21 protein-coding genes are annotated in these 21600 nt (G+C 62.9%); 14 read left to right on the top strand and 7 right to left on the bottom strand.

The features are described from left to right. Window positions 1-27 precede the first annotated feature (27 nt). From ACYQ47_RS29415 to ACYQ47_RS29380, 8 genes are all read left to right on the top strand, one after another. Window positions 28-915, top strand: coding sequence for a LysR family transcriptional regulator (locus ACYQ47_RS29415; protein ID WP_459908218.1), 888 nt, complete (start codon window positions 28-30; stop codon window positions 913-915). Between the two features lie 168 nt (window positions 916-1083). Beyond that, window positions 1084-1854 (top strand): sugar phosphate isomerase/epimerase family protein, encoded by a 771-nt coding sequence (locus ACYQ47_RS29410; protein WP_250464698.1) that lies wholly within the window; start codon window positions 1084-1086, stop codon window positions 1852-1854. Window positions 1855-1868: 14 nt separating this feature from the next. Next, complete coding sequence (locus ACYQ47_RS29405) at window positions 1869-2855, top strand: sugar kinase (protein WP_244827810.1); 987 nt, start codon at window positions 1869-1871, stop codon at window positions 2853-2855. Between the two features lie 38 nt (window positions 2856-2893). After that, the gene (locus tag ACYQ47_RS29400; RefSeq protein ID WP_459908215.1) at window positions 2894-4177 is read left to right on the top strand and encodes an MFS transporter; all 1284 of its coding nucleotides are present in this window, start codon (window positions 2894-2896) and stop codon (window positions 4175-4177) included. Between the two features lie 103 nt (window positions 4178-4280). Then, window positions 4281-5252: a 2-hydroxyacid dehydrogenase gene (locus tag ACYQ47_RS29395; protein ID WP_459908213.1), complete on the top strand. Its 972-nt coding sequence runs from the start codon at window positions 4281-4283 to the stop codon at window positions 5250-5252. Between the two features lie 118 nt (window positions 5253-5370). Beyond that, window positions 5371-6450: a LacI family DNA-binding transcriptional regulator gene (locus tag ACYQ47_RS29390; protein WP_310396869.1), complete on the top strand. Its 1080-nt coding sequence runs from the start codon at window positions 5371-5373 to the stop codon at window positions 6448-6450. Then, window positions 6451-7242, top strand: a complete 792-nt coding sequence (locus ACYQ47_RS29385) for a YhfC family intramembrane metalloprotease (RefSeq protein ID WP_459908211.1) — start codon at window positions 6451-6453, stop codon at window positions 7240-7242. Between the two features lie 14 nt (window positions 7243-7256). Beyond that, on the top strand, window positions 7257-7622 hold the full coding sequence (locus ACYQ47_RS29380; protein WP_250464566.1) for a DUF3022 domain-containing protein: 366 nt from the start codon (window positions 7257-7259) through the stop codon (window positions 7620-7622). A 381-nt stretch (window positions 7623-8003) separates the two neighbouring features. On the opposite strand, the gene ACYQ47_RS29375 is transcribed toward ACYQ47_RS29380, so the two are convergent. Then, the gene (locus ACYQ47_RS29375) at window positions 8004-8432 is read right to left on the bottom strand and encodes a PGDYG domain-containing protein (protein ID WP_459908208.1); all 429 of its coding nucleotides are present in this window, start codon (window positions 8430-8432) and stop codon (window positions 8004-8006) included. Between the two features lie 161 nt (window positions 8433-8593). After that, window positions 8594-9112 carry a Spy/CpxP family protein refolding chaperone gene (locus tag ACYQ47_RS29370; RefSeq protein ID WP_459908206.1) on the bottom strand — a complete coding sequence of 173 codons (519 nt, stop codon included), beginning with the start codon at window positions 9110-9112 and terminating at the stop codon, window positions 8594-8596. A 285-nt stretch (window positions 9113-9397) separates the two neighbouring features. On the opposite strand from ACYQ47_RS29370, the gene ACYQ47_RS29365 reads away from it, so the two are divergent. Continuing rightward, window positions 9398-9853: an Lrp/AsnC family transcriptional regulator gene (locus tag ACYQ47_RS29365; RefSeq protein WP_459908204.1), complete on the top strand. Its 456-nt coding sequence runs from the start codon at window positions 9398-9400 to the stop codon at window positions 9851-9853. A 156-nt stretch (window positions 9854-10009) separates the two neighbouring features. After that, a complete protein-coding gene (locus tag ACYQ47_RS29360; RefSeq protein ID WP_250525771.1) occupies window positions 10010-11128 on the top strand; it encodes a saccharopine dehydrogenase C-terminal domain-containing protein in 1119 nt (372 codons plus the stop codon). A gap of 106 nt (window positions 11129-11234) precedes the next feature. On the opposite strand, the gene ACYQ47_RS29355 is transcribed toward ACYQ47_RS29360, so the two are convergent. Then, window positions 11235-12548: a cation:proton antiporter gene (locus ACYQ47_RS29355; RefSeq protein ID WP_459908201.1), complete on the bottom strand. Its 1314-nt coding sequence runs from the start codon at window positions 12546-12548 to the stop codon at window positions 11235-11237. Window positions 12549-12793: 245 nt separating this feature from the next. On the opposite strand from ACYQ47_RS29355, the gene ACYQ47_RS29350 reads away from it, so the two are divergent. Continuing rightward, entirely contained in the window at window positions 12794-14176 is a 1383-nt protein-coding gene (locus ACYQ47_RS29350) for an FAD-containing oxidoreductase (RefSeq protein ID WP_459908199.1), read from the top strand. Between the two features lie 3 nt (window positions 14177-14179). On the opposite strand, the gene ACYQ47_RS29345 is transcribed toward ACYQ47_RS29350, so the two are convergent. The 3 genes from ACYQ47_RS29345 to ACYQ47_RS29335 form a co-directional block, all read right to left on the bottom strand. Then, a complete protein-coding gene (locus tag ACYQ47_RS29345) occupies window positions 14180-15421 on the bottom strand; it encodes an MFS transporter (RefSeq protein WP_244827821.1) in 1242 nt (413 codons plus the stop codon). Window positions 15422-15488: 67 nt separating this feature from the next. Continuing rightward, window positions 15489-16676: a hypothetical protein gene (locus ACYQ47_RS29340; RefSeq protein ID WP_459908197.1), complete on the bottom strand. Its 1188-nt coding sequence runs from the start codon at window positions 16674-16676 to the stop codon at window positions 15489-15491. Between the two features lie 136 nt (window positions 16677-16812). Beyond that, entirely contained in the window at window positions 16813-17319 is a 507-nt protein-coding gene (locus ACYQ47_RS29335; protein WP_459909368.1) for an ankyrin repeat domain-containing protein, read from the bottom strand. A gap of 345 nt (window positions 17320-17664) precedes the next feature. On the opposite strand from ACYQ47_RS29335, the gene ACYQ47_RS29330 reads away from it, so the two are divergent. Further along, window positions 17665-18300: a DUF938 domain-containing protein gene (locus tag ACYQ47_RS29330; RefSeq protein ID WP_250492439.1), complete on the top strand. Its 636-nt coding sequence runs from the start codon at window positions 17665-17667 to the stop codon at window positions 18298-18300. A 1-nt stretch (window position 18301) separates the two neighbouring features. Here ACYQ47_RS29330 and ACYQ47_RS29325 read toward each other — a convergent pair whose 3' ends face one another. After that, complete coding sequence (locus ACYQ47_RS29325; protein ID WP_250464584.1) at window positions 18302-19237, bottom strand: DMT family transporter; 936 nt, start codon at window positions 19235-19237, stop codon at window positions 18302-18304. Between the two features lie 118 nt (window positions 19238-19355). On the opposite strand from ACYQ47_RS29325, the gene ACYQ47_RS29320 reads away from it, so the two are divergent. Then, complete coding sequence (locus ACYQ47_RS29320; RefSeq protein ID WP_250464586.1) at window positions 19356-20276, top strand: LysR family transcriptional regulator; 921 nt, start codon at window positions 19356-19358, stop codon at window positions 20274-20276. 150 nt (window positions 20277-20426) lie between these two features. After that, window positions 20427-21578, top strand: a complete 1152-nt coding sequence (locus tag ACYQ47_RS29315; RefSeq protein ID WP_250492436.1) for an aromatic ring-hydroxylating oxygenase subunit alpha — start codon at window positions 20427-20429, stop codon at window positions 21576-21578. Window positions 21579-21600 lie beyond the last annotated feature (22 nt).

Below are 21600 nucleotides of genomic sequence, written 5' to 3'. Positions count from 1 at the left end.
TATCGGTTGATCTGATATTTTTGCAAGATGACCCCGGATCAGCTGATAACCTTCGCTACTGTTGCCGAGCACGGCAACATCAGCCGCGCAGCTATTGCGTTGCATTTGTCGCAGCCTGCCGTGTCGGGCCAACTTCGACTTTTGCAGGACGAATTCGGCGAATCGCTTTATCTGCGCGACGGCCGGGGCGTTCGCCTGACCGCAGCCGGCAAACAGCTGCTCGTCCACGCGGAGCGTGTGCGCGAGAGCTTCCGGCAAGCACACGCGCTGCGGGACGCGTTGCGCGGGCTCGAGCGCGGCACATTGCGTATCGGTGCGAGCACGACGCCCGCGAGCTACCTGCTGCCTTATCTGATCGCCGCATTCCACAAGCGCTATCCCGACGTGACGCTGACGACCATCGACGGGAACACGGCGGAAATCGTCGCTGCGCTAGGTTCGCTCGATATCGCGCTCATCGAAGGCCAGCCAAGTGGCGAGTTGCCGTCGGGCACTACGGTGACTGCCTGGCGCGACGACGAGATCGTGGCTATCGTTCCGCGCGGTCATCCGCTCACTGAAAGACAAAACGCCACGTTGGATGAAATCGGCGGCTATCCGCTCGTGCTGCGCGAAAGCGGCTCGGGCGTGCGGCAGATCGTCGAGCGCGCGTTCGCCCAGGGCAAGGTGGCCGTGCGCGTCGCGCTCGAAATCGCGGGCGTCGAGGGCGTCAAGGAAGCGGTGCGGGCGGGCATGGGTATCGGCTTCGTCTCGGCAATGTCGATCCGGCATGAGGACGGCATGCTGCAACGCGTACACGTCGGCCCGGCGCCGCTCACGCGCCGCTTTTCAATCCTGTTTCCTCATGCCGACGCGCCTTCGCGTGTCGCCGCGCGCTTTCTCGAACTCTGCCAGGACGCCTCGATGCTCGGCTAGGGAATTCCACTATGGCGCAACGCGCACCGCCAAGAGCACTATTCGTCTTCATTGGGACGCTGCGGCGTCCTTTTCAAACTGCAATAATGGAACCGGTTCCAATCGCTAGTTTTTGTCAGTTTTCACTGGAAAAGAGGCGTGATTTCATCTGATGTTTCAAAAATCGGCATGCGCCCGGATGTCGTCGTAGTCGCCAGCGCCTTCGGCTCGGACACCGTTCGCACCGATGGTCACGCGGTGTGCGCCGAAGCAGCCGCGCGCGCTGGCGCCCAGGGTTTCGAAGTGCGCCGCGAACTTTTCGCCGACGAATCCGATGCCAGTTTCGACGCGCTCTCGCGTCTCGGCGCGCGCATCCGCGCACTCGGTTTGTGGGCCGTCCACTCGACGCCCGCAACCTTGTTTCGCGACGATGGCGCTCTCGATGACAGTGCGCTCGCCCAGGCCATCGGCGAGGCGCATGCGCTGGGCGCGCGCATCGTGAAGCTGCAATTGGGCGGCACGGAACGCGGCGTTGCGACCGATGCGGCAACGCTCGATCGGTTGCTGAACGCGGTGGCGTCGTCGCCAGCGCGGGTGGTCGCCGAAAACGGCCAGTTGAAGGCGGGCGGCACGATCGGCGCGTTCGAGGCGTTGTTCGCGGCTTTGCCCGCGCAGGCGCAAAACGGGCTTGCGATGACCTTCGACACTGGCAACTGGCGCTGGCCGGATCAAGACCCGCTCGATGCCGCCGTGCGTCTCGCGCCGCACGTGGCCTATATCCATTGCAAGGCAGTGACAGGCGAGGGCGCGCGACGTTTCGCCATAGCCCCGTCGCAAGACGATGCGCACTTCGCCGCGCTCCTCGCGCAATTGCCGCGTGACGTGCCGCGCGGAATCGAATATCCCTTTCTCGACGCCGATGACGCCGCCGTTCAGGTCGCGCGTATCGCGGCATTTTGAATACAAGGTACCGCATGCAATCACAACGAAACGCCCTCGACATCGTTACGTACGGCGAGGCGATGACCATGTTCGTCGCCGCCGAAACGGGCGATCTGGCAAAGGTCGGCCAGTTCACTAAACGCGTCGCGGGCGCGGATCTGAACGTGGCTATCGGGTTGTCGCGGCTCGGCTTCAAGGTGGGCTGGATGAGCCGTGTCGGGCGAGATTCCTTCGGTCAATACGTGCTCGATGTGCTCGCGGCCGAAGGCATCGATGCGCGCCGCGTGAGTATCGACGAGCGCTATCCGACTGGCTTCCAGTTGAAGGGCAAGTGCGACGACGGCAGCGATCCGGCAGTCGAATACTTCCGCAAGGGCTCGGCCGCAAGCCATCTTTCGCTTGACGATTACGCCGCTGATTACGTGCTCAACGCGCGGCATCTGCACCTGACGGGCGTGGCGCCAGCCATTTCCGCGAGTTCGCGTGAACTGGCTTTCCACATGGCCCGCGAAATGCGTGCAGCAGGCAAGACTATTTCCTTCGATCCGAATTTGCGCCCGACACTCTGGCCGTCGCGCGACGCGATGGCGCAATCGCTCAACGCGCTCGCGGCGCTTGCCGACTGGGTGCTGCCGGGTGTGAGCGAAGGGTTGACGCTGACGGGCTACGAGAAACCCGAGGACATCGCGAAGTTTTATCTCGATCAGGGCGCGAAGGGCGTGGTCGTGAAACTAGGCGCATACGGCGCGTATTTCCGCACCGTCGATGGCGATGCCGGCATCGTGCCCGCGGTGCCCGTCGCGAAGGTCGTGGATACCGTCGGCGCGGGCGATGGCTTCGCGGTCGGCGTAGTGAGCGCGCTGCTCGAAGGCCGCGACGTGCGGCATGCAATCGCGCGCGGCAACCGCATCGGCGCGCTGGCGATTCAGGTGATCGGCGACAGCGAGGGCCTGCCCACGCGCGCCGCGCTCGACGTGCTCGAAGCTCAGGATGTGGGCGCTGCCCTCGACGCGGCGTGATCATCAGAGACTCAATCGAACTGTGTTCGGAGACAACCATGCAAGCATCTTCAACCCCGACTCTCGCCGTGCGCCGCTGGTGGATGATCATGCCGATCGTCTTCATCACGTATAGCCTTGCATATCTGGATCGCGCGAACTATGGCTTTGCGTCGGCGGCGGGCATCAATCAGGATCTGGGCATCAGCAAGGGACTGTCGTCGCTGATCGGCGCGTTGTTCTTTCTCGGCTACTTCTTCTTTCAGATTCCGGGCGCGATCTACGCCGAACGCCGCAGCGTGAAGAAGCTCGTCTTCTGGAGCCTGATTTTATGGGGCGGTTGCGCCGCGCTGACGGGCATGGTGAGCAACATACCGTCGCTGATGGCGATCCGCTTCGTGCTCGGTGTCGTCGAAGCGGCGGTGATGCCCGCGATGCTCGTCTTCATCGCGAACTGGTTCACCAAGTCGGAGCGTTCACGCGCGAACACGTTTCTGATTCTCGGCAATCCGGTGACAGTGCTGTGGATGTCGGTCGTCTCGGGCTATCTCGTGAATTCGTTCGGCTGGCGGCACATGTTTATCGCCGAAGGTTTGCCTGCGGTGGTGTGGGCGGTGATCTGGTGGTTCATCGTGAAGGACAAACCCGCGCAGGTGACGTGGCTCACGGACGCGGAAAAGAGCGATCTCGATGCCACCTTGCGCGCCGAGCAAGCGGCGATCAAGCCGGTGAAGAACTATGGCGAGGCATTCAAGTCTCCCGCTGTCATCAAGCTGTGCGCGCAATACTTCTGCTGGAGCATCGGCGTGTATGGCTTCGTGCTCTGGCTGCCGTCCATCCTCAAGAGCGGCTCCACGCTCGGCATGGTCGAGACGGGCTGGCTATCCGCAGTGCCTTATCTCGCCGCGACCATCGCCATGCTGCTCGCTTCCTGGGCCTCCGACAAAACGCAGGCGCGCAAGGCCTTCGTATGGCCATTCCTGCTGATCGGCGCGGTGGCGTTCGCGGGTTCGTATCTGCTTGGATCGAACCACTTCTGGGCTTCGTACGTCTTGCTCGTTATTGCAGGCGCGGCGATGTATGCGCCTTATGGGCCGTTCTTCGCGATCGTGCCTGAACTGCTGCCGAAAAACGTCGCGGGCGGTGCCATGGCGCTCATCAACAGCATGGGCGCGCTCGGTTCGTTCGTGGGTTCCTATGTCGTCGGATACCTGAACGGGGCCACTGGATCGCCGGCTGCGTCATACGTCTTCATGAGCGCGGCCTTGCTCGTGGCCGTGGCGTTGACGCTGGCCGTGAAGCCGCCAGCGGTGGTGAGTCCGCGCGTCGCCGTGGGGTCGTGATGTCCAGAGCTCCAGAGCGCTGCTGTCTATGCTTTAATGGAAAGCACGAACGCAGCGGCCGTCATCCACTCTTACCATGAGCCTGCAAAGGCCTGAAAACTCCATGAGCCGAAAGAAAATCGTAGCCTACAAGTCTCTGCCATCCGATGTCGAAGCGTACCTTCTCGATCATGCGGATGTCGTACATGTCGATCCGGCCGATCATGATGCATTCGTCGCGGCGCTCAAGGATGCCGACGGCGCCATCGGTGCGAGCGCGAAGATCACGCCCGCGATGATCGAAGGCGCGACGCGTTTGAAGGCGCTTTCGACGGTCTCGGTAGGCTTCGATGCATTCGATGTCGACGACCTGACCAAACGCGGCATCGTGCTCACGCATACGCCTGACGTGCTCACCGAATCGACCGCGGATACGGTCTTCGCGTTGATCCTCGCCAGCGCGCGCCGCGTGGTGGAACTCGCGGAATGGGTCAAGGAAGGGAACTGGAAAGCGAGCCTGGGCGAAGAAGGTTTCGGCGTGGATGTGCAGGGCAAGACGCTTGGTATCGTGGGGCTCGGTCGCATTGGTGGCGCGGTGGCAAGACGCGCGTCGCTGGGCTTTCGCATGAACGTGCTTTACACGAATCGCAGTTCCAACGAGCAAGCAGAGAAGGACTACGGCGCGAAGCGTGTCGAACTCGACGACCTCCTTGCGCAATCCGACTTCGTGCTTCTGCAAGTGCCGCTCACGGCTCAGACGCGTCATATCATCGGCGCGGCGCAGCTCAAGAAAATGAAGAAAAGCGCAATTCTCATCAACGCATCACGCGGACCGACCGTCGATGAAGCGGCGCTCATCGAAGCTCTCAAAGACGGCACGATTCGCGCGGCAGGCCTCGACGTGTTCGACAAGGAACCGCTGCCCGTCGATTCGCCCTTGCTCAAGCTGAAGAACGTCGTCGCGTTGCCGCACATCGGCTCGGCCACGCATGAAACGCGTCACGCGATGAACCTCAACGCCGCCGAGAACCTCATCGGCGCGCTCGATGGCACGCTCACGCAGAACATCGTGAATCGCGAAGTCCTCAAGCGCTGAACGCGGATCGGATCGCCGGGCAGCCACGATGCGCTAACATGCGCATGCCGAGGCCAACGACAACGATGTCGATACCGCTCGCCCGATGTCGGGCGTTCGTCAAGCCATCACGACCACCATGTCCGACGATCCCACTTCAAGCAACCGGCCGCGCGTTTTCGGGGCGCGCCGCGCGACCATCACCGATGTCGCACGCGAAGCCGGCACCGGCAAGACCAGCATCTCGCGTTATCTAAACGGCGAGACGGGCGTGTTGTCGCCCGATTTGCGCGAGCGTATCGAGGCGGCCATCGCGCGGCTGGACTATCGACCGAATCAGATGGCGCGCGGCCTGAAGCGCGGGCGCAATCGACTGATCGGCATGTTGCTCGCCGACCTGACCAATCCGTACTCCGTCGAAGTGCTGCAAGGCGTGGAAGCCGCGTGCCATGCGCTCAACTACATGCCGCTCATCTGCCACGCGGCCAATGAAGTCGACATGGAGCGGCGTTATCTGCAACTGCTTACGACGTATCGCGTCGAAGGCGTGATCGTGAATGCGCTCGGCGTGAAGGAAGCGTTGTTGCAAGGCTTCACGCAAGGCGGTATTCCGGTCGTGCTGGTCGACCGTTCGGTGGAAGGCATCGTTACCGATATGGTCGGGCTCGACAATCCGGCGGCCGTTGCACTGGCAACCGGACATCTCATCGATGAAGGCTTCGACGAATTGCTCTTCATCGTGCAGCCGGTCACGCATGTCAGTTCGCGGCGTTTGCGCGAGGCCGCGTTTCGCGAAAGCGTGAGCGCGCGTGCTGCAAACGGCGCGACGCTCGTGATCGATCTCGCCGATGCGGCATCCACGCTCGATGAAATCGATCGGCGCATCGAAGGTGCGCGCGCGGCAAACCGGCGCGTCGCGTTGTTCGCGGCGAACGGTCCGGTGGCTCTGCGCGTCGCGGTGCATCTCAAGGAACGATACGGCGCGGACTGGCAAGCGGGCGTCGCGCTGATGTCCATTGACGATTCCGAGTGGGCGCAACTCGCCGGCATGACGACGGTGCGGCAGCCGACTTACGATATCGGCCGACGCGCGGTGGAGTTTCTTCATGAGCGGCTCGGCGGCGCGGTCATGCCGCCACGCGAATGTCTGTTGCCGGGAGAACTCGTCGTGCGCGCATCGACGACGAGAGCGAGACACGAAGCATCACAAGGAACCTGAATGGTCAGTCTATCGACGTTGCTGTGCGTGGGATTCGCCACGCTCATCATCGCTGCATTGCCGGTTGTGTTGTATAAGCTCGCGAGGCCGCGTTTTCAGCTCGTGCCGCGCGAGGCGATACTCGGCATTGCCGTGTTTGCGCTTTTCGCCATGGTGATCGAGCGCGCGCTGCACGGCTTCATGCTGGGCAATCCGGCCACGTCCGCGTGGCTGATGAATCCCGCGGTCTTCGTGGTCTATGGCGCCATCACTGCGGGCCTGTGCGAGGAAGTGGGCCGCTTCCTGGCGATGAAGTGGCTCATCTCGCGCGAGCCCGGCGCGCTCGATCGTTCCGGTCCGGCGCTCGGTTACGGCATCGGACATGGTGGCGCGGAGGCGTGGATAGTCGGCGTGCTCGTACAGGCGCAATGGATCGTGTATGCGATCCTGGCCAACAACGGTACGCTCGATGCGCATTTCGAAAGCGCGCCGCTCGATGCAGTAGCGCGTATTCACTTGGTGCTCATGAGTCTCTCGCCTGTGTCGGCGGCTATCTTCGTGGTCGAGCGGGCGAGTGCGTTTGCCTTCCAGCTCGGCTTTTCGGCACTGATGTGGCAGATGCTGCGCGAACGGTCGCGTCATGCGCTTGGCGTGCTGATTGCGGCCCACGCGCTCGTCGGCATGCCGGCCGCGCTCTTTCAAGCGCGCCTGATTCCGCTCGCCGCCGCCGATGCCGTGTATCTCGTGCTCGGCGTGATCGTCACCGTAGCGCTCGTGCGCTACTATCGCGCCGCAGTCACGCGCCAATCCTGATTCATCGAGTATCCATGGACGACTACCAATACGACTGCCCGAGCGCGGACATCGACATGCTTGCGCATGTCATCAGCGATCTCTTCCCCGAGCAGACGCAATTCGCCGAACGCCTCGACGACGAAGGCCGTACTTCGCTGACGATTCATTACATCGCGATGCGTTTCGGTTCGACGGCGCGGCGCATTGCCATCGACGTGCGTTTCGATGCTGCCGCGCTGGCACGATATCGAGCCATGCCGGTGAGGATGCATGCTCGAAGCTATGCAGTGTTACGTGCCTATGTGGAGGCGACGCTGGGTTCGCTGGAAGAAGCATACGCGAATGGCGAGGCGGTCCCGCGGCAGCTTGAAATCGAGATGGGAGAGGATTTCGCGTGAAGGGGCAGGTTGTATTCTGTATGCCGACAGGTTGCGTTTTGTATTCGAGATTTGAGCGAGGTGGGGCGGAACGGGTGATCGATGCACATGCGAATTGGCTTTTCGCTTTCGCATCTTGCACTCGGATGTGCGTGCGCTATGCGGCTGTCCGCGTCGGATGCGGCTATCTAAATTCTGTATGCCACGCCTTGGCATTTCGCATTCGAAGTCTGCGTGGATTTATTGAACCTGGTTGAGGCTGTCCGTCATACGTGCGATTTGAATTCCGTATGCCACGCTCCTGCACTTCGCATTCGAATTCCGCGTGATTTGCACGCCCGATGGCCATCCCGTCGAACGCAGCAACTTGCATCCTGCGTGCCACGTCCCTGCATACCGCATTCAAACTTCGCGATAAACCTTGGCGAAGCGCGCCGCCTTCACGACGCCATAGTCGCCCGGCGCATACTGCATGACCCAATCGCCCGCCTCGCCGGTGAGCACGTCGCCATTGTCTGACCGCGCGATGGAAAAAGGCTCATGCATCTCCCGCGCAAGAACCACGCTCGGCTTGTTGCGGTAGGTTCCAGCCTCGCCATGCGCGATGCCGCCTTCCGGCACGTACTTGGGATCGAACCGGTCACGCGACACGACCCAGCGTTCACCCGTCGCGCCAGTGACGATAGCGTCATCGGGCGCATAGCGATTCGGGCCTTCCAGGCTCATCAACTCGCCCGGCGCAGCGGCGAATTCCACGGTCACGGCTTCGTCCTTGACGACGCGGCGCGCGGCAGCATCTGTTGTGAGATCGAGGCGGGATAGATGGAGCATGATTAGTCGGCCAATGCGGTTGCGGTGCGGGATCGTAACGGCAATCGGATGATTTTGCATCCAGAATACGAAAAACCCGCTTCGTTCGCCATGATGACGCCCGATGCGGGTTTTGGCAAAGCCGCCGAATGCCAAGCATTCAAGCGCTTACGCGCTGCGGCTTAAGGCTTCGTCGTCGATGCCGGTTGTGCTGCGCCCGCGCGCGACGGATGACGAGCGCGTGCATTCTTTGCGCGATCATGATGCTCTTGACGGAAGCTCGTATCGGCAAGCTTCTTCTGCTCCGGCGAAAGGCTTGCGTAAAGCGGCTCGAAAGCCTCAACCAGACGTTTTGTGCCGTCTGCATTCGCTTGCGTGATCTGCTCGTATTGCTTCATGTCATCGAGCGCGGACATGGTGTCGCGTTGTGCAACGCGTTGGCGGTATAGATCGCCCACCGTGTGCGCGTTGTCGCGCATCACGTCGGCGAACTTCGACCACTGATCTTCCTGCTGCGATGTGATCTTGAGGCTTGCATGCAATTGGGCGATACGTTCTTCCACGCGAGCTTCGCGCTTCGTGGCGCCGGGCGCCGATGCCGCCGTCGTGGCGGAGGCAGATGCCGCGGAGGGCGCCGCGGTCTGTGCGAACGCGGCGCTAAGCATGCAAGATGCCGCCAGTGCTAAAAATGTTTTTTTCATTCCGAAACCTTAGTCGAATTAAGAGAAAGCGCGCTTGCTGGTTGATCTCAGTCAAGGCAGAAACGTGGTCGGCGGTTATTAGTAACACGCCTGCCTGACAATTCACCTCGATTGCCACAACTGCTTACATCCGATACTTCTCTGGAAAATTCCGTAAAGGAAGCTCAAGCAAGATCGGGCGGTGACGTCGGCGATAATCCTGCTTGCGGCCGATTGCATACCGCATGCGGTACACAAAACGCATAACGCAATACAAACGCCAAACATCACAGCGAGAAGGACGACATGAGACCCCCGCGCCTCGACCAGCTCGACGACATCGACCGTAACCTCGTCGCGCTATTGCAGACGAACGCGCGTGAAAGCGTTGCCGATCTCGCTCGTCATCTGGGCGTGGCGCGCACCACAGTCATCGCGCGCATGGCGCGGCTCGAAAAGAACAACGTGATAACGGGCTACGGCGTACGGCTAGGCCAGGACGTGCTCGACGCCAGTATTCAGGCTTACGTCGGCATCAAGCTCGCGCCAAAGTTCGGCCGCGACGTGCAAAAACGCTTCGCGCGCATGCCGGAGATGCAACTGCTTTGCGCGGTAAGCGGTGAATTCGATTACGTCGCCTGGTTGCGTGCGGACTCGCCCGATCGCCTGAACGACTTGCTCGATGAAATCGGCGCACTGGAAGGTGTGGAGCGCACCACCACCTCGATCATTCTGGCGCGCAAGATCGACCGTTCGAGTTAGGACGATACAAAACGCAGCGGAATATCGTCAAAACGTCGAAAATTATCGTCGATAGGCATCATTTTGCGTCTAGGATCAATATTCGTCGGTCCCTAAACTGTATTCAGCATGCCTTCCCAGGCGACACAAAATGCAAAATACACTAGGAGAACAACGATGAAAGTAGCGTTAGTCGGCGCCGGATTGATCGGCAAGAGCATCGCCCACTTGCTTCGTGACACGGGAGACTTCGAAGTCGTTGCATTCGATCGCGACGAACAGGCGCTCACCGCGCTCGAAGCGGAGGGAATCGCGACTCGCCGCGTCGATTCCGCCGATACGCCCGCGCTGCGTCAGGCGCTCCACGGCTTCGACGCACTCGTCAACGCCTTGCCGTATTACCTTGCCATCAGCGTTGCATCGGCGGCCAAGGCGGCGGGCGTCCATTATTTCGATCTGACCGAGGACGTGCGCGCAACGCATGCAATTCGCGCCATCGCGGAGGGTTCGGACGTGGCCTTCATGCCGCAGTGCGGGCTCGCGCCGGGTTTCATCGGCATCGTCGCGCATGATCTGGCCGAGCGGCTCGATAACGTGCGCGAAGTGAAAATGCGCGTCGGTGCGCTGCCCGAGTTTCCGACCAATGCGCTCAAATACAACCTGACATGGAGCATCGACGGACTCATCAACGAGTACTGTCAGCCATGCGAAGCGATCCGCGATGGCCGCACGCAATGGGTCCAGCCGCTCGAAGGCGTCGAACATTTTTCGCTGGATGGCATCGAGTACGAGGCCTTCAATACTTCGGGCGGGCTCGGCACGTTATGCGAGACGCTGGCGGGCAAGGTGGAATCGCTCGACTACAAGTCGGTTCGATACCCCGGCCATCGCGATCTGATGAAGTTCCTCCTCGACGATCTGCGCATGTCGACCGATCGCGACGGTCTCAAGGCAATGCTCAAGCGCGCGGTGCCATCGACTTCGCAGGACGTGGTGCTGATCTTCGTCACGGTAACGGGCATGCGCGGCGGCCCATCGGGACAACTCGTGCAGAACGTCTTCACGCGCAAGGTCTTTGCCAAGGAAGTCGGCGGCATGCCGATGAGCGCAATCCAGATCACGACGGCGGGCGCCATCTGTGCCGAGCTCGATCTGTTCCGCGAAGGCGTGCTGCCGCAAAGCGGGTTCGTGCGTCAGGAACAGGTGCCGCTCGCGGCGTTTTTGAATAACCGTTTTGGAAAGCTCTATCAAGGCGCGAATATGGTTTCGAGCGCGCCGCGGATGGCGACGCTCTGAACCAGCCACTTCAGATACGCCTCGTCGGTCTGCGAGGCAATAGCGGACATGAGAGCGGACATGAAGACAGCGCCACTTCGGCATTTTGCATGCACGCTGCCACACCTCAAGCCTGATCGATTACACGCTGATACCGCTTCATCAAGGGCGTCGCCGTGACGCCATGAATGATCACCGACGCCACGATCACCGCGATGACAAGCGGAACGAGCGGCTTGGCCACGTCCTTCGGCGCCTGCTCGATTGCATACAAGAGATAGTAGAACGAGCCGACACCGCGTATGCCGAACCAGCTCATCAGCCGCCGTTGCGCGCCATGTGCGCCCGATCCGATGAGCGATGCCTCCACCGACAGCGGCCGCGCCACGAAGAACAAGCAGCCGATCAGCAAGGCCGCTTGCCACGTGAATAGCTCACGCCAGATAGTGGCGAGCACGGCGCCGACCATCAGCATGATCGCGACTTCGGCGATACGTTCCAGTTCGATCGTGAAGCCATGCACGCGCTCGGCCATGAAGGCGTGCGCGCGGGCCGGATCGGATGCAGTGGCGCCGACATCGTCGGCGTCGATCGTGCCGACCGCTTCGCGCGCGGACTTGTCGCCGCTCGCTTTCTGTTCTACGCGTCGCATGGCGAGTCCCGCCGCGAATACGGCGAGAAACGCATACGTGTTCAGCAATTCGGCCACGCCATACGACAAGGCGATCAGTCCTAGCGCATAAAAACCTTCCGGACCGAGCGCCTGTCCGTGGCGCGTGCGCAGATAAGCCACGAGCCGCACAGCCAGTTCCCCGAGGAACCAGCCGCTGCCGAGCGCGCCGGCAATGCCCCACAAAGCCTGCAACGCGAAGCTCCAATGCAGCACCGCTGCAGGCGACGCTTCGAAACGGCATACCGCGATGCCGAGCAGCGCGAAGGGCAACGCGATGCCATCGTTCAGTCCGCCTTCGCCCGTCAGCGAAAAGCGCAACAAGTCGATGTCGCCAGGCTTTTCAACCTGGACATCATGAGCGAGGACAGGGTCGGTCGGCGCGAGCATCGCGGCGAGCAGCAGCGAAGGCCCCCAGTTGAAGCCGAGTACATACACGCAAAAGACGGTGAGCAGGGCGACGGTCAAGACCATCGCAACCACGCCGAGCCGTAGCGGCAGTATCCAGATGCGGTCCGTGGGCGGCACGCGCAGACGCAAGCCGATGGCAAAGAGCGACGCGAGCATCGCGACTTCGGTGATGCGTCGCAAAACCGTGGCATCGGTCGCGAGATCGAAATGCAGCATGTTCGCCGCGCCCGGCCCCAGCACGAAGCCAATGGCGAGGTAGCACATCGCGGTGCTGATCGGCAAATGCCGGAATGTCGAACTGGCGAGCCCCATGAAAATGAGCACGCCGCCGACGATGAGAAACCACATCGTCTCGGTCATGGAAGCCCTGTTCGATTGTTTCGAGGATGGCGGGGAGCCGTCTGGATCCTCGTTTGCATTCTGCATGCAGGATCAATGCAAGCGGCTGATAAGACAACAGCAAGCACGTCACATGCCCATGCCTGCAGCAAACCTGCTTGGGCCCGACGATCCGCGTAATATTGGCTGGCTAATTTGCTTTTTGCATGCTGTATCCATTTGGTTCGGCGACACCGGTCCAGCGTGCGCATTCAGGAGATCAAGGCATGTCACAGCACTTCGATGCGGTCGTCATTGGTACCGGTCAGGGCGGCTCGCCGCTTGCCGTGCGGCTGGCACAGAGCGCAAAACGAACCGCCGTGATCGAGCGGCATCTTTTTGGCGGCACGTGCGTGAATGTCGGCTGCACGCCGACCAAGACCTATGTGGCGAGCGCGCGCGCCGCGCATGTGGCGCGCACGGCGGCAAAGTACGGCGTGATCGTCGGCGGCGACGTGAAAGTGGACATGGCGCGCGTCAAGGCGCGCAAGGACGAGGTCATCGCCGGCTCGCGCAATGGCATCGAGGCGTGGCTGCGCGGCACGCACGACATCACCGTATTCGAGGGACACGGGCGCTTCACCGGTCCGCATGCGCTGCAAATCGAAGCCGCCGATGGCTCGCAGCAGGACATCGACGCGGACATGATCTTCATCAACACGGGCACGCGAGCGTCGGTGCCGAAGATCGACGGGCTCGACGGCGTGCCGTATCTCACGAATTCATCGATTCTCGAACTGACCGAAGTGCCCGAGCATCTCGTCATCGTGGGCGGCAGTTATATCGCGCTCGAATTCGGGCAGATGTTCCGACGCTTCGGCAGCCGCGTCACGCTTCTGGTACGCGGCGAGCGCATCCTTGCGCGCGAAGACGAGGACGTCGCGCTTGCGATGCAGGACGTGCTCCAGCGCGAAGGCATCGAGTTTCGCTTCGGCACGGAACCGCGTCGCGTGGAAACGCAAAACGGCGGCGTGCAGATCGTCACCGAGGGCGAAACGATCGATGCCTCGCATCTGCTGTTCGCCACCGGCCGCACGCCGAATACGGACGATCTCGGTCTGGAAGACGCGGGCATCGAGCCGGACAAGCACGGCATCATCGAAGTGGATGGGCAATTGCGTACGCGCGTCGAGGGCGTATGGGCGCTGGGCGACGTGAACGGACGCGGCGCGTTCACGCACACGTCGTGGAACGATTACGAGATTATCGCGGCCAACTTGCTGGATGGCGAAACGCGCAGCGTCGATACGCGCATCATGGCTTACGCCGTGTTCGTCGATCCGCCGTTCGCGCGTGTCGGCATGAGCGAGGCGGAGGTCAGGAAGGACGGGCGTGAGGCGCTCATCGCCACGATGCCGATGTCGCGCGTAGGCCGCGCGAAGGAACGCGGTGAAACGGATGGCTTCATGAAGGCGCTCGTCGATGCCCGCACCGAGCGGATTTTAGGCGCGCAGATCTACGGCATCGAAGGCGACGAGGTCATTCATACGTTCATCGACATCATGAATGCCGACGCTTCCTACAAGACGCTGCAACGCGCCATGCACATTCATCCGACGGTGAGCGAACTGGTGCCGACGCTTCTCGGCATGCTCAAGCCATTGAAGTGACTATCAAACCTTGACGGATGGTTCGGCGGTGCCGGCCTCGGCTTTCTCCGCTCCACGCGTCTCCGGCATCGCGAGCCAGACGAGCAAGACGGCGAGCGCGCCCGCAGCGGCGAGGCCGAAAAAGCTCATCGACGTGCCGAAGCGATCGGCGGCAAAGCCTGCGGCCGCGGTCGACAAGGTTGCTCCGACGCCCGCTGCCAGCCCGAAGAAGCCGATGGTCAGGTTGTAATGCCCGCGCCCGCCGGCGACATCGGCGGCGATGAGCGGCAGCATCACGCCGAAGACGGCCGCGCTGATGCCATCGAGCATCTGCACCGGCACGAGCAGATAAGGGCTGCTGACGCCGGCGAAGAGAATCGCGCGCAGGGGCAAGGCGCAGAAGCCGATGATCAGAACCGGCCGGCGGCCCCAATGCTGCGCCTTGCGCCCGACCCACGGCGAGAGCGCCGCGACGATGAACTGCGGCACGATGATGCACGCCGCGATCACCAGTTGAACGTTGTCGCCCATGTGCGCGGTGACTTCGCCGGCGGCGAGATTCAGCATCGCCGCGTTCGAGAGATGGAACAGCACCACGCAAGCCGCGAAGATCAGCAGGCGCCGGTCTTTCAGAAGCTCGCGCAAGGACTCGCGCTCTTCGCCTTCCGGCGTCAGGTTCGGCTTGCCCGCAGGCATGCGCGGCACGACGGGCGGCGCATCGTAATGAATCATGCGCAAGGCGAAGATTGCCGGCAACGCGAGCGCCGCCGTGAGAAAGAACACCGAGCGCAAGGACAGATATTCTCCGAACGCGCCCATCAACGCGGCGGTCAGCGCGCTGCCTATGGACGCCCAGCGCGCGTTGCGGCCGAGCCGGTCGCCGAGATCGGCACGCGAGACGAGTGCGAGCGAAATCGCGGCCATCGCCGGGACCAGCATGCAGCTCGCGAAGCCGTGCAGCACTTCGGCGGCGAACACCGGAATGAAGGTCGGACTCGCTGCGAGCAACAACGCACTCGCGATGATCGCGACGATGGCCGAAAGCGCGGCGAACTTCTTGTTGCGCATGGCATCGACGAGCGCGCCCGCGGGCAGCTGGCTCGCCATCGCGCTGATGGTGCCGACCGACAGCATGAGGCCGATCTCACCCTGCGTCCATTTGTTGGCAGCGAGATAAGAGGCGATGAAAGGGCCGAAGCCCGTCTGCACGTTGGCGACGAAGAAGTTCAGCCAGTCGAGCGCGCGCAGACTTCGTGCAATTACCATGTTGTGATTCGGTTATCGATCTCGTGAATCTTCATGTGCGTCTTTTGCGTCATGTGCGTCGTCTGCGTCATTTGTTCGGGCGCGCGCCGGACGATGCCGACGACTGCGCCGCCACGGACCCGGATGCGGTCGTGCCGGTAGACGAGTTCGAGGCCGGCACGCCCGCCGATGCCGCGGCCGCCGGCGAAGAAACAGGCGCGGCGGGCGCGGCTACGACCGGCGAAACGATCTTGATCGGTTGCTCGGGCGAGTATGTCGGCGAGGCCTTCAGTTGCGCTTCGGTGAAGTCCATCTGCAAGCTCGCTTGCTTGTTGCGCGTCACGACATGCAGATCGCCCCAGTTCGCGGCCACATGGCGCTTGTCTTCCGCGAGCGAATTGCTCAGGTCGAGCACGAGCGCTTCGGGCTCGCCTTGCGAATCGACGAGCACGTCGACCACCCGTCCGATACGCGCGCCGGTCTTCTGGGTCACGGTCGAATCGACGAGTTGCAGGTAGCTCGGCGGTGCTTCCGCGACCGGTTGTGGCTTCGGCGCGGGGTCGGCGGGCTTGCCCTTGACGGCGGGCGCGGGCGGCACGAAGGTGATCGGCGCGGTCTTCGAGTTGGGCGCGAAGCGGAACGCGGTCCACGGGAAGTTGACTTTTCGGTCGCCTACGCCGAGGAAGCCGGCGAGGTTCACCATCATGAGCTTCGGCTTGGCGGCGGTATCGATATACAGGTCCACCGCGCGGCCCACGACCTTGCCATCGGCGCGCTGCACTTCGGCATCGAGCAGGCCGTGCAGCTGATCGTGCTGCAGGATACGCGTGGAGATGATCGGCGGGGGCGGAGGCGGCGGCTCGGGCGCCTCTTGCGGCTGCACGATCACCGGCTCCGGCGGCTTCGGTTTGACGATACGGCGTTTGGGCTTTGGCGCGGGCGCGGGCTTCGGCGTCGATGCGGGCTCGGGCACGGCGGCGACAGGCGCGGGTTCCTCGGGCTCGGTGCTCTCGGTTTCGTCCGGCGTCGGAATATACGAATGCTCGACGATGGGCGCGGGCGTCTGCACCGGCAAGAGTCCGCAGGCGGACAGGGCGAAGGCCGCGAAGATCACCGCGAGCGTTGCAAGCGGGAATCGCTCATGCCGCGCAGGGTGCCGCATCAGCGATGCGACAGCGCGCCAGGCGAGGCGCACAGCGAGCATCCCCGCTACGAGGCCGAGCGCGGCGAGGCCGGTCGTCGACGCATCGCTTCGATGCGAGAGTCCGCCTGTCATCACAAAAGCTCCATGGTTCCGTGTCACCTGTCGATCGGAGCGGGCACTGCGCGCCTCGCTCCGGTGCCATGCAAGAGGGCGGCTTCGTTACCGTGCATTCAGCGCGGCCTTGCCAGAGAGCGTGTCACGCGCGCCGTCACACATCGGACGGGCGTGTATGCGTGCTCGCCGCCTGCGCAAGACGCGTGGCAGTGTCCGGCGCGCCCATTTTTTCGGCGGCGTCGCGTGCGGAGAAACCGCCCTTGTCGCGCGCATCCGGATTGGCTCCACGCGCGATCAGGTATTCGACGATCTCCACGCGATTGAACATGGCCGCGATCATCAACGCCGTGCGTCCGTCAGGCGATGCGCCTTCGACATCGGCGCCATGTTCGAGCAGCGTCTCGATTACTTGCTTGTAGCCCTTGAAGGCCGCGCCCGCGATTGGCGACTGGCCGTTATCGTTGCGCAGGTTCGGGTCGGCCTTGTGTTGCAGCAGCACGCGCACGGCATCGGCGTGGCCGTGATAGCTCGCGAGCATGACGAGGCTATCGCCCTTGTCGTTGCGCAGGTTCGGCGGCAGGCCCTTGGCAAGCAGCGCGTCGAGCATGGCGGCGTCGCCTTTGCGCGCGACTTCGAAGACTTCGGTCGCGAAGGCGATCATTTCGTCGTCCGGGCCGTCGGCGGGGCCATTTGCCGGCGAAGCGTGCTGCGGGGCGTTGCCCGAAGGCGTATCCCTGGTTGGGTCGTGCGGCATGGTCAGCTCCATGGTTTCGCGTTATCTGAATCGCGCTGCGGGCAACCGGCTGCTCATCGGGTAAGCTTGAGCGCCGCGCGGAAATCTTCCGGGAGCATACACGGGGTTGCGTGCGCGCTTCATAACTCCGGCGCGCGGCGGCCTTGGCAACGCTCGTGCGACGGGGCGGGCAGCAGGAATCGCGCCAACTCTTTCAGCGTGTGCCACCGAAGCCCTGACGCTCAACGAATCCAAACTCAACCGCGCTCTTCGATGACGACCACTTCCCCCGATGACGATGCCCGCGTGCGCCGCCGCGCTCCCGCCGCCGAACGCAATCGCGATGCGATTCTATCGGTCTTGACGCGCGTGCTGCCGTCCGCTGGCGTCGTGCTGGAGATCGCGAGCGGCACCGGTCAGCATGCCGTGCATTGCGCGGCGGCGTTGCCCGGCATCGTGTGGCAGCCAAGCGATGCGGATGCCGCCGCGCGCGCATCCATCGACGCGTGGCGCGAGCATGCGTGCCTCGCGAACCTGAACGCGGCGCTCGCGCTCGATGTGCGTGAGGACGACTGGCGCATCGGCGAGGACGCGGGAATCGCGGCGGTCGTGTGCATCAACATGATCCACATCGCGCCGTGGGAGGCCGCCGAGGCACTGTTTCGCGGCGCGTCGCGGCATCTTCCGGCGGGGGGCGTACTTTACCTGTATGGGCCGTATCGGCGCAATGGCGCGCATACCGCTCCGAGCAACGAAGCGTTCGACACGGAGTTGCGCGCACGCGATCCGCGCTGGGGCGTGCGCAATCTGGAGGCGGTGGAGGCGTTGGGTAGATCGGTGGGCTTTGCGCTCGAGGAAGTCGTGCCGATGCCGGCGAACAACTTCAGTCTGGTGTTTCGGCGAGGTTAGATCAGGTCGATCGGTTTGCGAGGCCCGACCGCGCCGCGAACCATCCGCGCCAGGGCACTGTCGCCATCAACGAGGCGAGGACGATCAGGCCGCCGCCGATCCATCCCGTCGCCGATACATGCTCGCCCAGCCAGACGCTTGCGAAGAGCGCGCCGAACGCGGGTTCGCTGCCCATCAAAAGCGATACACGCGTCGGACTGCTGCGGCCGATCGCATAGTTTTGCGCGAAGAACGCGAAGAGCGTGCACGCGATCACGAGATACATCACCGAGCCCCAGAACGCGCCGTGTCCCGCGAACGACGGCAAGGGCTGCCATTGCGACGGCACGAAGAAGAACGCCAGCAGCGCGCTGCCGCTCGCGACGACGCCCGCCTGCACCGCCGTCACGGTGAGCGCCGGAAGCGGCGAGGCGCGCATCACGCGCTTGGTCACGCACACCGAGAGCGCGCGCAGCACGGCGGCGACCAGAATCAGCGCATCGCCGGGATTGAAGCTGAACGCGCCATCGCCGGCGAGCAACCACGCACCGCCAAGCGACACCGCGACCGCAAGCCACTCGGTCGCGCCGGGCTTGCGACGCAGCATCGCCCATTCGACGAGCGGCGTCATCACCACGCACAGACTGATAAGAAACGCGGCGTTCGCGGCGCGCGTGAGCATCACGCCAAAGGTCTCCGCGAGGAAGATGGCGAGCAGCAAGAGGCCGCAAGTCAGCACACCCATGAGCGTTTTCAGGTCGACACGGCGCAAGTGGCGCAGGTTCACGCTCAACAGCACGAAGGTAATGCCGAACCGCAACGCGATGAGCGCCAGCACCGGATAAAAACCGAGCGCGTTTTTGACGACGCCATAGCTGCTTCCCCAAACCATCGCCACCACGAAAAGCAGCAAATCGGAGACAGGAAGCAGGCGGCGAACAGGCGATGCGAGGGTCATGCGACGTCTCCGGTAAGTGCTGACTGGCAGTGCCCAGCAGCGAGCCGTCATTGTCGAATGATGCGTTCATCGCGATAATCGGGTCTGGACGCACAGATTAATTGTCGCGGATGCACAAATGAACCCTTCGGATCTTTTCGACTTGCTGCCGGACATGGCGGTATTCGCACGCGTGGTCGATGCCGGCAACTTCTCGATTGCGGCGCGGCAATTGGGCAGCACGCCATCGACGGTGAGCCGGCAAATCAAGCGGCTCGAAGACGCGCTCGCCACGCGCCTGCTCGAACGTTCGACGCGCAAGGTGCGCGTGACGGAATCGGGATATCAGGTGTATCGGCATTGCCGCGACATGGCGACGGCCGCGTCCGGCGCGGTGGATGCCGCCGGGCAACTATCCGGCAAGCCACAGGGCAAGGTCTCGCTATCGGCGCCCACGGCATATGCGAAGTCGGTGATTCATCCGCTCGTGCCGGGCTTCCTCGCGGCTTATCCCGAAGTGGATTTGCAGCTCGTGTTCAGCGATCACGACATCGATCCGCTCGCGAGCGACGTCGATCTCGTCATTCGCGCCACCGACGATCCGCCGCAAGGTCTCGCGGCACGGCGCATCGGCCGCGTGCGATGGCTGCTGTGCGCGGCGCCTCGTTATCTTCAGACGCGCGGCGAGCCCGCGCATCCGCGTGATCTTGGGCGTCACGATTGCATTCCGCTCGGCGAGACCGTGGACGATCATCGCTGGCGGTTTGCGCGCGGCGGTGAGACGGCGACGGTCGCGGTGCACGGCCGGTACATCGCCAATCACGCGGGCGCGCGGCTCGACGCGGCTGAGAACGGCATGGGCATTGCGACTCTGCCGGAGTTCGCGGCGCGCGAAGCGCTCGCGAGCGGCCGCGTGCAAGCCGTGCTGGTCGATTGGGAGGTACAGGCGCGCGCGTATCGGGGACCGGTGTGGCTGCTTTATCCGCCCAATCGCTTTCTGCCGCCGAAGGCGCGCGCGCTGATCGATTATCTGCACGCCCATCTCGGCGAGTCAGACTGACCGAACCGGCTTGACATGGCCCACATTGACGAAACGCAGGCTGCACGCGCACCGAATCGGGCCGCGCCGTGTAGACTGCCAAAGGTCGTTCATCGCGCCGCGCATCATGCGTGGCGCTCAATCCGATCTCCTTTTCCGGAGGCGTCGTACATGCACGCAGCGTTGCCGCAGGGCGAACAGGAAGCCGGTTCGGTCGATACAACAACAAGAGCGCCGCGCGATCTGCGCCGCGTCGATATTCATCCGGATCACTGGTATCCGCTTGCATGGTCGCGCGAGGTCAAACGCGGCAAGACGCACGCCGTGAAGTTCGCGGGCGATCCCATCGTGCTCGTGCGCAGTGAGTCGGACAAAGTGTTCGCGCTGGAGGACCGCTGCGCGCATCGGCAAGTGCCGTTGTCGGCGGGTGTCGTGGATGGCGAATCCATCCGCTGTTGCTATCACGGCTGGACTTACGACTGCACCGGCCGTTGCACCGACATTCCGTATCTCGGCCGCGAACGCTTGCCCAACGGCGTGCGTTCCTATCCGTGCCGCGAGGAAGCGGGGCTCATCTTCGTCTTCACCGGCGACCCGGCCAAGGCCGACGAAGCCAAGTTTCCCAACCTCGTCTCGGCGAGCGACAAAGCCTACAAGACACGCCGTTTCGGCAAGCCCGTGAAGTGCCATTACAGCTTCATGCATGAAAACCTGATGGATATGAACCATCAGTTTCTGCATCGGCGGCAAATGGGCAGCATGCGCGCGCGCTCGGTCGGACGACGTCGCGGCGACGACTGGATTGAAGTCGATTACACCTTCGCGCGCGAGGCGGGCAAGCAGCCTATCGGGGAGGCGCTCGTGTTCGGCCAGAAACGCGGCACCAAGGCCGACGATTCGCACAAGGACGTGATGACGATTCGCACCGAGTATCCGTACCAGACGCTCAAGATCCACACGAAGGACGAGACGATGGTAATGGACCTGTGGATCGCCTATGTCCCGCTCGATGCCGAACAGCGCACCAACCGCACCTTCGGCTTGCTGTCGATCCGCCGCCCGAAACTTCCCGGCGTGCTCGATGCCGCGTGGCCGTTGCTCGTGTGGTTCACCGAGCGCATCTTCAAGGAAGACCGGTGGATCGTCGAGCGCGAGCAGGAAGCACATGACAGGCAGGGCGCGGATCACAACCACGAAGTGTTTCCGGTCATTCTCGAATTGCGCGCTTTGCTGACCGAGCATGGCGTGGCGCACCGCGCCGGTTATGGCGATGCCAAGCGCATCCATTTCATGCAACCGGTGATGGACTTGCCGACGTCGTGATGCCACCGATTGCGGCGGCATC

This window comes from Caballeronia sp. HLA56 (genome assembly GCF_054655155.1).
Note: the sequence above shows the minus strand (reverse complement) of the source record. Positions and strands in the feature narration are given on the sequence as shown.

Excerpts from the sequence above, each read along its gene's own strand:
- ACYQ47_RS29415 (WP_459908218.1), top strand. The coding sequence starts at position 28 with ATGACCCCGGATCAGCTGATAACCTTCGCTACTGTTGCCGAGCACGGC.
- ACYQ47_RS29410 (WP_250464698.1), top strand. The coding sequence starts at position 1,084 with ATGCGCCCGGATGTCGTCGTAGTCGCCAGCGCCTTCGGCTCGGACACC.
- ACYQ47_RS29405 (WP_244827810.1), top strand. The coding sequence starts at position 1,869 with ATGCAATCACAACGAAACGCCCTCGACATCGTTACGTACGGCGAGGCG.
- ACYQ47_RS29400 (WP_459908215.1), top strand. The coding sequence starts at position 2,894 with ATGCAAGCATCTTCAACCCCGACTCTCGCCGTGCGCCGCTGGTGGATG.
- ACYQ47_RS29395 (WP_459908213.1), top strand. The coding sequence starts at position 4,281 with ATGAGCCGAAAGAAAATCGTAGCCTACAAGTCTCTGCCATCCGATGTC.
- ACYQ47_RS29390 (WP_310396869.1), top strand. The coding sequence starts at position 5,371 with ATGTCCGACGATCCCACTTCAAGCAACCGGCCGCGCGTTTTCGGGGCG.
- ACYQ47_RS29385 (WP_459908211.1), top strand. The coding sequence starts at position 6,451 with ATGGTCAGTCTATCGACGTTGCTGTGCGTGGGATTCGCCACGCTCATC.
- ACYQ47_RS29380 (WP_250464566.1), top strand. The coding sequence starts at position 7,257 with ATGGACGACTACCAATACGACTGCCCGAGCGCGGACATCGACATGCTT.
- ACYQ47_RS29375 (WP_459908208.1), bottom strand. The coding sequence starts at position 8,432 with ATGCTCCATCTATCCCGCCTCGATCTCACAACAGATGCTGCCGCGCGC.
- ACYQ47_RS29370 (WP_459908206.1), bottom strand. The coding sequence starts at position 9,112 with ATGAAAAAAACATTTTTAGCACTGGCGGCATCTTGCATGCTTAGCGCC.
- ACYQ47_RS29365 (WP_459908204.1), top strand. The coding sequence starts at position 9,398 with ATGAGACCCCCGCGCCTCGACCAGCTCGACGACATCGACCGTAACCTC.
- ACYQ47_RS29360 (WP_250525771.1), top strand. The coding sequence starts at position 10,010 with ATGAAAGTAGCGTTAGTCGGCGCCGGATTGATCGGCAAGAGCATCGCC.
- ACYQ47_RS29355 (WP_459908201.1), bottom strand. The coding sequence starts at position 12,548 with ATGACCGAGACGATGTGGTTTCTCATCGTCGGCGGCGTGCTCATTTTC.
- ACYQ47_RS29350 (WP_459908199.1), top strand. The coding sequence starts at position 12,794 with ATGTCACAGCACTTCGATGCGGTCGTCATTGGTACCGGTCAGGGCGGC.
- ACYQ47_RS29345 (WP_244827821.1), bottom strand. The coding sequence starts at position 15,421 with ATGGTAATTGCACGAAGTCTGCGCGCGCTCGACTGGCTGAACTTCTTC.
- ACYQ47_RS29340 (WP_459908197.1), bottom strand. The coding sequence starts at position 16,676 with ATGACAGGCGGACTCTCGCATCGAAGCGATGCGTCGACGACCGGCCTC.
- ACYQ47_RS29335 (WP_459909368.1), bottom strand. The coding sequence starts at position 17,319 with ATGATCGCCTTCGCGACCGAAGTCTTCGAAGTCGCGCGCAAAGGCGAC.
- ACYQ47_RS29330 (WP_250492439.1), top strand. The coding sequence starts at position 17,665 with ATGACGACCACTTCCCCCGATGACGATGCCCGCGTGCGCCGCCGCGCT.
- ACYQ47_RS29325 (WP_250464584.1), bottom strand. The coding sequence starts at position 19,237 with ATGACCCTCGCATCGCCTGTTCGCCGCCTGCTTCCTGTCTCCGATTTG.
- ACYQ47_RS29320 (WP_250464586.1), top strand. The coding sequence starts at position 19,356 with ATGAACCCTTCGGATCTTTTCGACTTGCTGCCGGACATGGCGGTATTC.
- ACYQ47_RS29315 (WP_250492436.1), top strand. The coding sequence starts at position 20,427 with ATGCACGCAGCGTTGCCGCAGGGCGAACAGGAAGCCGGTTCGGTCGAT.